The sequence below is a fragment of the Dermabacter sp. Marseille-Q3180 genome (genome assembly GCF_940792985.1).
Classification (GTDB): Bacteria; Actinomycetota; Actinomycetes; order Actinomycetales; family Dermabacteraceae; genus Dermabacter; species Dermabacter vaginalis.
Genome location: NZ_CALNWU010000001.1, coordinates 296,907 through 310,694, shown reverse-complemented (window position 1 = coordinate 310,694; position 13,788 = coordinate 296,907). Strand labels below are relative to the sequence as shown.

General features: G+C 63.5%; 14 protein-coding genes. 10 read left to right on the top strand and 4 right to left on the bottom strand.

What is annotated here, in order from left to right:
• The first annotated feature begins 49 nt into the window (after nt 1-49).
• The 3 genes from NBW56_RS01460 to NBW56_RS01450 are packed head-to-tail and all read left to right on the top strand — an operon-like array spanning nt 50 to nt 4,142.
• The gene (locus NBW56_RS01460; protein WP_250257706.1) at nt 50-2,497 is read left to right on the top strand and encodes a GNAT family N-acetyltransferase; all 2,448 of its coding nucleotides are present in this window, start codon (nt 50-52) and stop codon (nt 2,495-2,497) included.
• Nucleotides 2,494-3,051 carry a DUF5998 family protein gene (locus tag NBW56_RS01455; RefSeq protein ID WP_074296647.1) on the top strand — a complete coding sequence of 186 codons (558 nt, stop codon included), beginning with the start codon at nt 2,494-2,496 and terminating at the stop codon, nt 3,049-3,051. The genes NBW56_RS01460 and NBW56_RS01455 overlap by 4 nt, the downstream gene beginning before the upstream one ends.
• A complete protein-coding gene (locus tag NBW56_RS01450; protein ID WP_250257705.1) occupies nt 3,048-4,142 on the top strand; it encodes an alkaline phosphatase family protein in 1,095 nt (364 codons plus the stop codon). Before NBW56_RS01455 ends, NBW56_RS01450 begins: the two co-directional genes overlap by 4 nt.
• Before the next feature lie 21 nt (nt 4,143-4,163).
• Here the strand turns inward: NBW56_RS01450 and sepH are convergent, their stop codons facing one another.
• Nucleotides 4,164-5,450: a septation protein SepH gene (gene sepH, locus NBW56_RS01445; protein ID WP_250257704.1), complete on the bottom strand. Its 1,287-nt coding sequence runs from the start codon at nt 5,448-5,450 to the stop codon at nt 4,164-4,166.
• A gap of 265 nt (nt 5,451-5,715) precedes the next feature.
• On the opposite strand from sepH, the gene NBW56_RS01440 reads away from it, so the two are divergent.
• Entirely contained in the window at nt 5,716-6,018 is a 303-nt protein-coding gene (locus tag NBW56_RS01440; protein WP_055088108.1) for a DUF4193 domain-containing protein, read from the top strand.
• Nucleotides 6,019-6,030: 12 nt separating this feature from the next.
• Here NBW56_RS01440 and NBW56_RS01435 read toward each other — a convergent pair whose 3' ends face one another.
• A complete protein-coding gene (locus tag NBW56_RS01435) occupies nt 6,031-6,510 on the bottom strand; it encodes a DUF3093 domain-containing protein (RefSeq protein ID WP_250257703.1) in 480 nt (159 codons plus the stop codon).
• A 123-nt stretch (nt 6,511-6,633) separates the two neighbouring features.
• Between NBW56_RS01435 and dut the strand changes: the two genes are divergently transcribed.
• The 4 genes from dut to NBW56_RS01415 are packed head-to-tail and all read left to right on the top strand — an operon-like array spanning nt 6,634 to nt 8,911.
• Nucleotides 6,634-7,149: a dUTP diphosphatase gene (gene dut / locus NBW56_RS01430; RefSeq protein WP_250257702.1), complete on the top strand. Its 516-nt coding sequence runs from the start codon at nt 6,634-6,636 to the stop codon at nt 7,147-7,149.
• Nucleotides 7,150-7,151: 2 nt separating this feature from the next.
• The gene (locus NBW56_RS01425; RefSeq protein WP_250257701.1) at nt 7,152-7,835 is read left to right on the top strand and encodes a DUF3710 domain-containing protein; all 684 of its coding nucleotides are present in this window, start codon (nt 7,152-7,154) and stop codon (nt 7,833-7,835) included.
• Between the two features lie 3 nt (nt 7,836-7,838).
• Nucleotides 7,839-8,201 (top strand): OB-fold nucleic acid binding domain-containing protein, encoded by a 363-nt coding sequence (locus NBW56_RS01420; protein WP_236886214.1) that lies wholly within the window; start codon nt 7,839-7,841, stop codon nt 8,199-8,201.
• A complete protein-coding gene (locus NBW56_RS01415) occupies nt 8,198-8,911 on the top strand; it encodes a DUF3159 domain-containing protein (protein ID WP_250257700.1) in 714 nt (237 codons plus the stop codon). Before NBW56_RS01420 ends, NBW56_RS01415 begins: the two co-directional genes overlap by 4 nt.
• 18 nt (nt 8,912-8,929) lie before the next feature.
• On the opposite strand, the gene NBW56_RS01410 is transcribed toward NBW56_RS01415, so the two are convergent.
• Together NBW56_RS01410 and NBW56_RS01405 are read right to left on the bottom strand one after the other, a co-directional pair.
• On the bottom strand, nt 8,930-9,640 hold the full coding sequence (locus NBW56_RS01410) for a potassium channel family protein (RefSeq protein WP_065247895.1): 711 nt from the start codon (nt 9,638-9,640) through the stop codon (nt 8,930-8,932).
• Entirely contained in the window at nt 9,637-10,305 is a 669-nt protein-coding gene (locus NBW56_RS01405) for a potassium channel family protein (RefSeq protein WP_250257699.1), read from the bottom strand. Before NBW56_RS01405 ends, NBW56_RS01410 begins: the two co-directional genes overlap by 4 nt.
• 145 nt (nt 10,306-10,450) lie before the next feature.
• Between NBW56_RS01405 and NBW56_RS01400 the strand changes: the two genes are divergently transcribed.
• Both NBW56_RS01400 and NBW56_RS01395 read left to right on the top strand, forming a co-directional pair.
• Nucleotides 10,451-12,460: an APC family permease gene (locus tag NBW56_RS01400; RefSeq protein ID WP_250257698.1), complete on the top strand. Its 2,010-nt coding sequence runs from the start codon at nt 10,451-10,453 to the stop codon at nt 12,458-12,460.
• Nucleotides 12,457-13,782 carry a class I SAM-dependent RNA methyltransferase gene (locus tag NBW56_RS01395; RefSeq protein WP_250257697.1) on the top strand — a complete coding sequence of 442 codons (1,326 nt, stop codon included), beginning with the start codon at nt 12,457-12,459 and terminating at the stop codon, nt 13,780-13,782. Before NBW56_RS01400 ends, NBW56_RS01395 begins: the two co-directional genes overlap by 4 nt.
• Nucleotides 13,783-13,788 lie beyond the last annotated feature (6 nt).

Genomic DNA, 13,788 nt, shown 5'->3' with positions numbered 1-13,788 from the left:
CCAGCGTCAATCCCATATACGGGGGAGGTGACGAACGTAGAATCGTCACATGGCACGAGGACGGCGAGGCGCAAAAGGGCGCGCACACGATGGTCACTACCCCGAGTGGTGGTCCTCGTACGAGTGCGCGGCAAACGGCATGGGCGTTCTCGTGCGCCCCCTCGCAGCCTCGGATTCCCGGGCACTCGAGGCTTTTTACTCGGGCCTCTCACAGCGCACGCGGTATCAACGCTTCTTCACCTCGAAGCGCACTCTCTCGCGTGAGGAGCTCAAGCGTCTCTCACGCGTTGACGCCCGTGACCGCATCGCCCTCGTGGCGTTGAGGGGCGGGGTCATCGTGGGGGTTTCGCGCCTGACCCGCACAGCGCCGAGTGTTGCCGACATCGCGTGCGTCGTTTCGGATCGTCTGCATGGGCAGGGAATCGGCACCATCCTCATCGAACGCCTGGCGGCTATCGCCCGTTCGGTGGGTATTGAAACGTTCACGGCGGATGTGCTCGCCGATAACGATGCGATGTTCCGCGTTCTTGAGCGCACGGGCGTCGAGCTTGAGCGAGGAAAAATCGAGGAAGGGGCCGTGGCCCTTTCCTGGAGCACAGTTCCGACGCCCGCCACCCTCGCGGCGCAGCGCGAGCGTGTGCGTCGAGCTGAGGCCGCATCCATGGCGCTGTTGTTCGACGCGGCATCGATCATGGTCGTGGGGGCGAGCCGTCGCCGGGACCAGGTGGGAGCCCAGATCATTCGCGGGCTCATCGCGAGTGGCTTTAGCGGTGCGATCTTCCCCGTGAACCCCGAGGCCTATGAAATCAATGGTCTTAAAAGCTTCGGAAGCATCGCCGATGTCCCCGGTCCCGTGGATCTCGCGGTCCTCGCCCTTCGCCCCGATCGGTGTATCTCGGCGCTCGAAGCTCTCGCGGAGCGCGGCGTGAAAGCCGTAGTCGTGGTGAGTGCGGGCTTCGCGGACGCGGGCGAGGAGGGGCTCGCCGCGCAGGAAGCGCTCGTTTCCGCTGCGCGTGCACACGGCATTCGCATTCTTGGCCCCTCCTCGCTCGGCTTCTTCCGCACGGGGGAGAACCCTCTCAACGTTTCGCTCGCCCCGCGCACGTCCGAGCGGGGAACGATCGCACTGGCCGGTCAGTCGACGGCCCTCAGTGCCATGATTCTCGCAGGAGCTGACTCGCGCGGCCTTCGCGTGAAGGAGTTCCTCTCCGCAGGTAATCGCGCGGATCTCTCCCTCACGAGCGCACTGGAGCGTTGGCACAGCGACGAGGACATCGAATTCGTCGCGCTCTCTCTCGAATCCCTCGGTGATCCGGCGAGACTCGTGTCCCACATTGAGACTCTTTCGGCACGAGTCCCCGTTCTCATTGTTCGCCCGCCCAACGAGCCGGAACGTGGCCCCGCCGACACCGCGCGTGAGGCCTCACCTCTTCCTGATCGCGCCATCAACCAGATTTTGGATCGCGCCGGTGCGCTTCGTACCAAGAGCGTCGACCACCTGCTCGATACCCTTGCTCTCCTTTCTCGCGAGGGTCGTGCTCACGGCACTCGAGTGGGCCTTCTGTCCAATTCGAGTGCGCTAGGCGCCACGTTGAGGGCGGCCGCCCACGAGGCGGGGCTCGACGTTCGACGCGAGAATTTCCGTGTGCCGATCGTCGGCGATGATCGTTTCGTCTCGCGCGCCTTCACCGCGATGGCCGCCCCGGGCGGCGTCGACTGTGTGATCGCCGCGATCCTCGACACACAACGGGTGGATCTCGTACACCTTGCCCAGGCGCTTTCAACCCTCGCGTCAGGCTCTGCCGTTCAGGTCCTCATGGTCGTCGTGAGTGATGAACCCCGCGTACGTGTTTTGCGGTCAGCATTACGCGAGGATCCGAGCCTCCCGCCGGTCTTCGCGACCGCCTCACGCGCGAGCGAAGCACTCGCGACCTCCCTGCGCGCCGCACACTCGCGTGTTCGGAGACCCCGCCCGGTACCGGCTACTCGCGCCCTCACCGAGACCCAGCTCGAGCACGCTCGCGCCGCGCTTTCCCCCACGCCCGCGCAAGGGGCTCTCCTCGGCGCACTCGGCCTTCCCTTCAACGATTCCCGCCGCACCCGCGAGAGCGAATGCGAGCTTCGCCTTCGCTTCGAACGCGACGATGCCCTCGGCCCAGTGTTCACACTCGCCCTCACCGGAATTGCCTATGAAGTATTCGCCGACGCTTCCTATGCGCGCCTTCCACTCCGGCAGGGAACGGCGGAAGCCATGCTCGAGGAGCTCGAGGCCGCGCCTGTTCTCGACGCTCACGTCCCACGCGACTGCGAAGGCCGCGCCCGGCTCGTCGAGGCACTCGACACTCTCGCCGCTGCATTCTTGCACCTTGACTCTCTCGCCTCACTCACGTTGAATCCCGTGCGGGTGCACGCCAAAGGGCTCGAGATCGGCGGATGCGAAGCAACCGTCGGGCCTCCTCACGGCCCTTCACCGGACCTCACTACACTGGAGCCATGAGCCTTCCACCGACACTCCTCACGGAACTCGAGCTTGCCGGGTATTTCCCCGATACGGCCCGCGCAGCCCTCGAGCGCGCCGTGCGCGAAAGCCGAATTCGCAGCTACCTGGTGCGACCCGAGACAACCTTCGATGGGCCGGAAGTGCGCCGCCACCTCACGATTCTTGTGCTCACCGACGAGCACCTGGTCATCGTGCACCTCGACGACGAAAGCGCGGACGCGCTCAACCCCACCCAGGTGATCGTCTCCACCGAACGCGTCAAGCTCGCGCGCGTGGGCAACCTTGCGCTTGCGCAAGCGTACGACGCCGATGGCGCCGCAATCGCGCCGCGTGAGGCGGAAGTGACACTCGGCCTGAACTGGGGTGCGAACCGACGGCTCGATGTGCAACCTGCCTGGTGCGACGACCCGCAGTGCAGCGCCGATCACGGATATACGGGTGAGAGCCGCGAAGCGGACCTCGTTTTGCGGGTGAGCGCCATCGCCGACGGCGAACAGGCCATCGCCGACGCGCTCGCCTTCTTCGATTCCCTTTACGACGCAACGCAGTGACCGATCCCGTTGATTGGCGCGAGGGCGAACCACGCCTCGTGCGACGATGGCGCGAGGCGCTCGAGGCGCGCAGCGGCCGCGACCTCCTGATCCTCGTCGATGGCCTGGGCTTTGAGGACCTCGAACGCTATCGAGGCCACACACGGTTTTTTCGCACGCACGCGAACTCTCTCGAGCGAGAAACGACCATCGCACCGGCCACCACGACCAGCGTGCTCGCCTCCCTCTTTACGGGAGTGTCACCACTCGCGCACGGGATTCTCGGTTACGAAGGGCTCACGTCGAACGGCACTCGCGTGAACAACCTCAGGGGAGCAAAGAATCTTGACCCTCGCGAGTGGATACGCGCCCGCGGATACGCCGAGGGCTCTGAGCGCTGCGTCGCGCACGTGGGGCCGGTGCGCTACCGCAATAGCTTCCTCACGGGCATGCTTCAACCCGCTGAACGCTGGGATTTTTTCGGCTACTCCTCGCCCGGCGGAAGAATTGGCGCCGTGCGAAAGGCACTCTCTCACGTCGGTGCCGGTGGCGCGTGCTACCTCCATGTCCCGGATATCGACAAAGCGGGGCACCGCTACGGCCCTGGCTCGACCGCGTGGCTAGACGCTCTTGAAGACACCGACAGGTTTCTTGACACGCTCATGCGTTCCGTCCATGAAGGCACGCGCGTAAGCATCACCGCGGATCACGGCATGGTCGAAGCCGATTTTGAGCAGATCATGGACCTCGCACACGCCCCCGGCATGCTCTCACGATGCAGTGCCGTCGCGGGTGAGGGGCGCGCACTCATGGTCCGGTTCGGGGATGCCGACGGCCACCCGCCCCTCGCGGAGCTTCGGTCGTGGGTAGGGGAGCGGGGGGACGTTCTCGATACCGACCAGATGCTTTCGAGCGGGCTTCTGGGAGAGGCACGCGGGTCGGAGCGAGCAATCGTTGCGCAGCGGCTCGGTGACGCGCTCATCTTCGCTCGAGGTCGCCACCAGTTCACCCATACGGGCTTCGTCACCGCAGCCTCCCTCACACAACGAGGAGTTCACGGTTCGCTCAGCGATGCTGAACTCGCGGTGCCGTTTCTTCAGTTCACGGTGTAGAAGGCAGCGGCCTCGCTGCGATCAATCTTTGTGGCCGAACACGATGTCATCCCACGACGGGATGGACGCACGCTGGCGCTTCGTCTTCTTTTGAGGCTTTTTCGGCTCCGCGTCAAAGCCGGGCAGAGGCGTGAGGTTCTCGTCTTCAGCCTCGCCAGCTGCCGGTGAGTCTTCTCCCTCGTTGGCGGGAGCGGACTCTTCGGACTCATTGAGGTCCTCTTTCGCGGCGATATCCGCGTCGGTCGAGGTGCCCTCGTGGGTGTCGTCCTCAGAGGCTGACGGATCGTGAGCGGGGTCGGGCGCTTCGCTCAGATCGTCCGGGCCGTCGATGTAGGAGACCTCTTCGGTATCAAAGGTATCGGCGCGAACCTCGCGGTTGTGATGGTGGGCGCTGATCGGGACAATCCGCACGGGAGCAGGGCGCTCTTCCCCCGGAGCCGCGAGCGCCTCTTCTTCGGCGCTCTCGTTGTTGTCGCGTGCCTCAGGCTCGTATTCTTCGAGGCTCTGCCACGGCGAGGCCGGAGCCGGAGTTTCGGTTTGCACCGCCGAGGGCTCCGGAACGGTTTCTACGGGTGCCGAAGCAGAAACCGGCGTCCCACGGCGAGCGTTGAGTTCGTCGAGCTCTCGTTCCGAGATTGGCGAGGAGGCGGCAGGCGGCTCGCTCGAGGGATTAGCCGTACTCTCCTCGATGTTAAACACATTTGCTCGCTGCGTTTTGAAGCGCGTGCGCGCGGGAGAATCCTCACGTTGGGCCTCGGAGTCGGAAAGCCAGCGTGCTTCGTTATCCTCGGCCGTCACGACGCGATTAGGAAGATCTGCCTGCCACGTGGCGACACGCGAACGGCCACCGGCGACGAAGGTGAGCTGGAGGGTCCACGTGCCGTCACTGCGGCGCCACGCATCCCACTCGAGATCCTCGTCAACCCCGCGTGCGCGCAGGCGAGGCTCCACGACGTCAATGAGCTTCTCGGTCCCGCCCTTCGAGGTGCGGAAGTCCTGTGCGCGGCGCGCAGTGTGATCACGTTCGGCACGAACGGGCCCCTCGTAGCGCTTCACGTGCTCAACTTCCATCCCCGCGAGTTCCGCGATCGACTCCACGGTCGATCCGCCCCTCAGCATCGCCTGGATGTCCTTGGGTTTGAGAGCCGACGAGTGATTTTGCTGGATGAGTCCAACGGACGACGCATCGCGGCGTACCGCTGCACGCAGGGCTTCATCAATGCGCACCGTGTATCGCTCGCCCTCAGCGTCGAGCAAAATGAGGTGATCGGAGTTCTCGTGCAACCCGCCGAGTGTGAGCTCGCGCATTAACGGCCTTCTTTCTCTATCGAGGTCTCGCGTGCTGCCAATACTAAAACGCGAGACTCGAAAAACGCTGCTGACACGGCGGGACAGTCTTCGAGGAACACTCGTCCAACCCCCCCGTGCGGGTTATGCGGGCGCGAGGTATCGAACTCTGGTAGTTTCTTCGCACAGCTTGCAAAGTCCGAGGCAAACTGCGAGAATTCCCGCCGTTGCTGAACACCGCACCGGGCGCGGACCCCAGCGCCCCAGATCCCCGTGAAAGAGAACCATGGCTACCGATTACGACGCCCCATTCAAGAAGGACGACGACTCGAGCGAAGACTCGATTGAAGAACTCAAGGGGCGCCGGAACGACAACGCCTCACCTTCCGTCGATGAGGACGAGGCCGAAGCTGCGGAGGGGTTCGAGCTCCCCGGCGCCGACCTCTCCAATGAGGAACTGTCGGTCACCGTTTTGCCTCGCCAAGTCGACGAGTTCACGTGCGGTTCGTGCTTCCTCGTGAAGCATCGCAGCCAAATTGACCACGTTGAAGGAAAGCTCATTATCTGCAAGGAGTGCTCGGGCGACTGACGCGCCCGACCCTTAGCGGGTGTGCGAGGAATCGTCCTCGCGCACCCGCTTTGTCTTTATCGCCTTGAGTGCGAGAGCAAAATCCTCGGGGCGCCGAAGCGAGAGAACGAGAGCGGGGGTCGGATCTTCAGGGTCGAGGATCGGCACCTCAACGCCGGTCGAAATCCACCCTCGCACCACACGAAAATCCAGCGGGCGAATATCGGGTCCGAGGATCTTGGCGAAATCGGACTTCGCAAGGATTCGCGGCTCGCCGAGGACATCCACCTCAATCCGTGCCGGTCCCGCGGCGACCACATCTTCGCGAACCTCGACGACCGGGGATGCCGCGAAAAGGAGAACGGGAAAAAGGATTCCGAGGGCGAGCGCGGTCACGATGCTGACGATTTCGCTAAGAGGCATGAGGATTGCCCCGAGCAGCACACCGAAGATGACGGCAATGAGTGTGACGAAGGGGCCCGGGTGCAGGCGCTCCTGAAATAGGGAAGACATAGCTGCCATCGTCTCACACAGCACTTCGAGCCGCGCCCGCACTCGCGCAAGATCTCCCACACACGAGGGGCGCAACCGTGCAAGTATCCGCACGAAGAGCTCAAGCGGCGATAGGCTGAGCCCATGAGTGAAAACGCCACCGCGCCTACGCCGCCCGCCGGCGCCCCGCGCCCCGTCGAATTGCCAACGGTGTGCGAGGCGCCCGAGCTTGCGCTCTCGCGTGCGCACGCTGACGACGCAGGACTCGACCTCACGAGCGCCATTGACTTTGACCTCGCCCCCGGTGAGCGCGCCCTTATTCCCACGGGAGTCAGGATCGCTCTTCCGCCGGCCACCGTCGGGCTCGTGTGCCCCCGCTCCGGACTCGCCGCCAAGCACGGCATCACGATCGTGAACGGACCGGGAGTGGTAGACGAGGGCTACCGGGGTGAACTTAAGGTTGCGCTGCTCAACACCGACACAACCGAAACTCTGCACATTGAGCGTGGTGATCGCATCGCTCAGATCGTGATCGTGCCGATCCTGCGCCCCACGATTGTGGAGGTCGACTCCCTCGACCCGGCAGCGCGCGGCGAAGCTGGTTTTGGTTCAAGCGGCGGTTTTTCTTCCACGACCAATGGCGAAGGACACGAGGGGTAAACATGGGACTTTTTGGACGCTCGAAAAAGAAAACTTCCGCTACTGACAGCGCGCCGCTCGCGCACACTCCTTCACCGGAGGAAGAGGAAGTCAAGGGCCCCTTCGATATCAAGGATGCCCCCGATACCGAACGTCTCGATTTCGGGTCGATTCAGATTCCCGCATGCGAAGGCATGAGCATCGCCGTCGAGGTAGAAAAACGCTCGAGGGCCGTCACGGGCCTCACTCTCACGTACGGTGAGTCGCAAATTCAGATCAACGCCTTCGCTGCGCCGAAGAGCGAAGGGCTATGGGATGACATCCGCAAGTCGCTGCGCGAATCAGTCGCGTCGCAAGGCGGCACGACGGAAACACGTGAAGGGGCGTTTGGCACCGAACTCTACGCGCGCATTCCGCTCGCCATTAAGGGATCGAACGCGCGCGCTCACAGGCCCATGCGCTTCGTGGGCATTGACGGGCCCCGTTGGTTTCTGCGCGCCGTGATCTCCGGAGCAGCGCTTCAAACCGGTACGGTGCGCGAAGAGGTCGAAGACATCATTCGCTCGATCGTTGTCGTGCGTGGCTCCATGGCGAAGGCGCCCCGTGAGGTTCTCGAACTGAAGGTTCCCGGTGAGGGGAACGCTTCACCGCTTCCGGATGACGCGGATCCGCTCGGTCAGGGGCCCACAATCGCCGAGGTGAGGTAGGCCGTGAGCGTCCTCACGAAGGCGAGGGATTTGTTGACTGCGTCCGCGTCGACCAATGACGACGACGAGAGCGGCGTGGAGAATCTTGACGAGATTGCGTCCATCACGTCCCGCCGCCCGGCGCATTGCCTTGGCACGGTCAGCTCGATCGTCGTCCAGCCGGCAGGCCAGGATCCGAAGCTCGACGTTGATCTCCACGATGGTACGGGCAGGCTTGCCCTCGTGTGGCTCGGGCGTCAGTCGATCGCCGGTATCGAACCTGGTGCGCGCCTGGAGGTCGAAGGATTCGTAGGCCTGCGAGGCCGTAAGCGCATCATGTACAACCCCCGATACGCGATCCACGGTGCGAAGGACGACGGCCAGTGACCTCACCTTCGTCAGCCCCCGAACCACCTGCAACCGGGCTCAAAGCGAGCTTTACCTCTGATGACTACAGCGTCATGAACGCGATCGGTGGCGTGAGGGGGCTCATCGAATCGGTCCTCCCGACCCTCCTGTTCGTTGTGCTGTTTCTCTTCACGCGCAACGTCGTGCTCGCGAGTGTCGCTTCGCTCGGCGTCGTCGTTCTCGCACTCGTGTGGCGTATCGCCACGAAAAGTCAGGTCACACCCGCCATCAGCGGTGCGATCGGGATTGGCCTCGGCGCGTTCATCGCCGTGAAAAGCGGCGACGGCAGCGGCTTTTACCTTCCCGGTCTGATCACCAACGCCGTCTATGCCGTGGTACTGAGCGTCTCGATCCTTGTGAAACACCCTGCAGTGGGATACGTGGCTGCACTCGTCGACCCGCGAGTTTCAGCCTGGCGCACCTCTCGCGAGGGCAGGCGCACCTACACGTATGCCACGCTGTGGTACGCAGGGCTCTTTGCGCTCAAGGTCGCCGTGCAAGCGCCCCTGTATTTCGCGGGGTTCACGGACGCGCTCGGTATCGCCAAGCTCATCATGGGGATCCCGGCATTCGTGGCGGTCACGTATGTGGTTTTTCTGCAGCACCGCGCGCTTGTGAAGCGGTGGTTTTCCGACGCTACCAGCGCTCACATAGATGCGACGCCCCTCAAGGAGTCCAAGCGTTCGTAGGGCGAAATTGGAGGGTTTTTAGTCCTCGTCCTCGTCACTAACCCGCACAACGGGCAGCGCTGCGGTCGTTTCCTCGAGTCCCCTTGGCACCACCGTGCGCTGAAGAGCCGTCAAACATGAGCGGTGAGCGAGGAACAAAAGCTCATCGCGCGGCTCGAGGGCCTCGGATTCGGCAGGCGGGCGCGGATGCCCCTCGCGCACGACGCCAACGAGGGTCGCACTCCTCGGCCACGCCACATCACCGATGTCTTTGCCAACGATCGGCGAGGTTTCCGGGACGGTGATCTCGACCATGCTCGTTTCGGACTTCGCGAAAGAGAACATCGTGACGACAGTGCCGATGCTCACGGCCTCCTCGACGAGGGAAGTCATAATCCGCGGGGTCGACACCGCAACGTCGACGCCCCAGGCATCGTCGAACATCCATTCGTTGCGAGGGTGGTTGACGCGGCCCACGGTTCGCGGAACTCCGAACTCGGTTTTGGCGAGGAGGGAAACGACGAGATTCACCTTGTCATCGCCCGTGGCGGCGACAACCACGTCGGCTTCGGCAAGCTTCGCCTTTTCGAGAACATCGAGTTCGGCGGCGTCGCCCTGCACCCACGTGACTTCGTCAAGACCGGGACGTGCCCCCTCCCGGTCGATCAGGGTGACCGTGCGTCCCTTGTCGAGAAGCTCCCGCGCGATGCTTCGCCCCACACTTCCTGCACCCACGATGACGATCTTCATTCGGCGTCCTCCTCAAAATGGTGGGTGAGCAGTGCGGAAACCTCCGCCTCTCGCTCTGTTTCGAGCGTGAGGTGCACGATGTCCTCTTCCTGTATGCGGTAGTCGCGCCTCGGCAACGACCCTTCGCCGTAGCGGGTCACGAAAGCGACGCGCGAGGCGGTGAGTTTTTCGAGGTCCGCGAGCGTTGTGCCCACCCAGCTGGAGTGGAAATCGCAGGCGAGCATCGACACGTTGCCGGAAATATCCTGAAACTCACGAGCTGACTGGCCAGGGATCAGGCGGGTAAGCATCTGATTCGTGGTCCACCGCGCCGTGGGCACGGTTGCGATACCAAGGCGTTCATACACCTCGGCGCGTTTCGGATCGTAGATACGCGCGACGACATTGCGGATGCCGTAGAGCTGCCGCGCGGCGCGGGCCGCGATGATATTGGAGTTATCGCCGCCTGCGACCGCGGCAAAGGCGATGGCTTCGTCGCAACGAGCGCGCTCAAGCGAGCGGCGGTCAAAGCCGATTCCGTGGACTTTGATCCCCTCGAAGTCATCGGGGAGTATGCGGAACGCCTTCTCGTCGCGATCGATAATCGCCACCGAGTGTCCGTTTGTCTGGAGCTTTGTGGCAAGCGTTGCGCCTACGCGGCCGCAGCCCATAATGACGATGTGCATTGCTGATCCTCGCCTGATGCGGTTGGTGTGGTGCGCGCCGGAGCTGGCCCGGACGATAAATCCAGCCTAACGCGTGAGGGGCGCCGCGAGGCGTGCGCGCGGATGAGGATGTGCGCCGTGCCCGGGCGGAGAGTAGATTATCCGTGTGTCCCGCCCCCTCGCTTCCGTCAAACGCATTGTGATCGGGCGTCCGTTTAGCTCCGATCGCCTCGCGCGCCAGCGCCTCCCGAAGCGCTTCGCTATTCCCTCCTTTGCGGCCGATACGGTGAGTGCACTCGCGTATGCCCCCGATGAAATCATTCTCACGCTCGGCCTTTCCGGAATCGGCCTTTTCGCATGGAGCCCGTGGGTAGGAATCGCCGTCGTCTTTGTCATGGCGATCGTCGTGACCGCCCACCTGAACGTGATCGAGGAATATCCAGGCGGGGGAAGCGACTTCGTTGTCGCGCGAACCAATCTTGGTCCGAACGCGGGCCGACTCGCAGGTGCGGCTCTGGTGACCGATTATGTACTTACGGTCGCGGTCGCCTCCTCGCAAGCGGGCGCCTATATCGGGGGTGCGATAAGCCCTCTTGCACCGTTTCAAACCGGCATGGCGATGGCGATTATTGCACTCCTTGCACTCGTGAATCTTCGAGGTGCGCGGGAATCTGCGCGGCTCGTGAGCCTTCCCGTGTATACCTTCATCGCTTTGATCACCATCACGCTCGTGTGGGGCGGAATTGAGGCATGGCGAGGGACGCTCGGGCTATCCCCACATGCGGGAAGCTATCCGGAACCGGGGGAGGGGGAGCCTGTGGCTCTCACTGCGTTCGGCGGCGCGCTCGTTCTTGCGCGAGCTTTTTCGAGCGGCCTTCCCGTGGTATCCGGTGTCAAGGCCATCACGAATACCGTGCCTGTTTTCCGGCCCCCGAAAGCCCGCAATGCGTGCATCACGCTGGTCATTTCGGGCGCGATGACGGCGGTGCTTTTCCTCGGGGTCATGCTACTCGCGCTCGCGACGCGCGTGAGCCTTTCGCCCCGCGAGGCGGAAGGCGCGCGCGTGAGCGAAGCGACACCAGTGCTCGGCCAGATTGCGGAGGCCATTTTCGGGGCCGGATCGCTCATGTCGCTCGCAATGCTCGCCATGGCCACTCTCGTGCTGTGCATTGCCGCGAACACCGCCTTCACCGGACTGCCGGTACTGACGGCGGCTCTCGCCCGCACCGGTTACATCCCCCGCGTGTTCGCCTCACGGGGCGACAGGCTCGTGTACTCCAATGGCATTCTGCTCCTCGCGGGGCTTGCGGAAATCGTGGTTCTCGCGACGGGCGCGAACATTACGCTGCTCATCCACATGTATGTCGTGGGCGTTTTTATGACCTTCACGATCGGGCAGCTGGGGATGTTCCGCCACTACACGAAAAAACACCGCGTGGCGGTGCGGCTCAAGGAACGCCAGCGCTTTGCCCGCAAACGCGCGGTCAGTCTCGTTGCCACCGTGTGCCTGGCCCTGGTTCTTCTGACCGTGGCCACCGCCAACTTCCTCCTCGGCGCATGGGTGACACTCGCTGCCGTGGCGCTTATGTGGGCAGCGATGACGATCATCAGCCGCTACTACTCTCGGATCTTCTCGAAACTCGCCCTCGGCCACGACGAGGATCTTGGCCGCTGGCCGATCGCTGCACCCGCCCCCCTCGACGGTAAAGATCCCACACGGGGCATCGTTCTGCTCACGCAACTGAACCGACCCGCCATTCGAGCGATCAAGGAAGCGATGGCGTCACCGCACCTGAGCCTCCAAGCCGTGGCCGTGAAGACCAACGATTCCGCGATCGACACGCTTAGCACGGAGTGGCTCAGGCGCAAGATCCCCATCCCGCTACGCGTGATCAATTCGCCGTATCGCGCCCTCCTCGCGCCGCTCGACGACTACGTGCGATCTTTTACACGCACGTACCCCCGTGACGCCGTGGTTGTCTACATTCCTGAATTTCTCGTGGGACACTGGTGGGAGTCGATCATGCACAACCACGTGCTGAGGCGAGTCACGACCCGACTCGAAAAGTATGAGCGCGTCACGGTCCGCCGTGTCCCTTGGGATCTCGATGGTCCCGAGCACGAAGCATCGATCGCGTCGTACACGAATCCCGTTGTCAAGGAGCTAGCCCCATGACCCGTCCCGCATCCGAGCGACCAAAAGAAGTGCAGGAGCTCGCAGGGGAAGGGCGGCTGATCACCCTGACCGTCGATAAGCCGGCACATGGAGGCACCTTCGTCGCGCGTCACGAAGGTCGCGTTGTCTTCGTGCGTGGCGCGTGCCCGGGAGAAACCGTCGTTGCTGAAGTGCTTCCCGACTCGAAGGCGAACGCGCGCTTTTGGCGTGCCGAAACGATCGACGTGATCGAGGCTGGGCCCGATCGCGTCCCCAGTGCGTGGCCTGAATGCGGATACGAGGGACTCGGTGGAGCCGACTATGCCCATATCCGCATCGAAGCGCAACGTCGTATCAAGACCGAAGTTCTTCAGGAGCTCATGACGCGCGCCCGAATTGGCACGTACCCGATTGAAAACATCCAAATCGAGCCCGCTCGGGACGACCACACGGGGCTCGGTTGGCGCTCGCGCGTCCGCTTCGCCGTCGATCAGGGCAAGGTTGGCATGCACGGCTGGCGCTCCCACGAAATTCACGCCGTTGGGTCAAATCCTCTCGCCCATCCCGCAATCCAAGCACTCGGCATCGACGTGTGGAAGGCCCCGAGCGGCGTCGTTGCAGTCGATGTAGTCGCTCCAAGCGGGAGCGCGCCCGCGATCATCGTGCGCTCCGAGAACGATTTGACCCTCGACGATCTCAATCTTCCTGCCGCCTGCGAGAACGCGAGCATCGTGCTCGCCACGCGCACCAGTACCACTGCTCTGCGCGGCGACGACTCGGTGCGGGAAATCGTCGGCGATGACGTTTTCACTCTCTACGCAGGCGGTTTCTGGCAAGTGCACGTTGATGCGCCGCGCCTTCTGACCGCCGCCGTCGGACACGCTCTTGACGCGCACGAAGGTGAGCGGATTTGGGATCTGTACGGCGGGGCGGGCCTTTTTTCGGTCCCCGCAGCCCGCGCAGTCGGCGGCACAGGTGCACTTGTGAGCGTCGAGGGCGCGGAACGCGCGAGCGCCGACGCCACCGAGAACCTCGCTGCCTACCCCCAGGCCAAAGCCGTCACCGCGGATGTCCGCGACTTCCTCGCGGAAGCGAATGAAGGGCCTGACCGCGTCATTATGGACCCGCCCCGCGCGGGCGTTGGCGAAAAGGCCATGGCGCGCCTTGCCGAGCTCACTCGCGAGCGCATGGTCTACGTTTCGTGCGAACCCTCAACTCTCGCGCGCGACCTGCGAGTTGCCGAGCACGAGGGCTGGGCCATCACCGATTTCCAAGTCTTCGACCTGTACCCCCACACCCACCACATGGAATGCGTTGTGAAGCTCGAACGAGCCGCACGATAAATACTG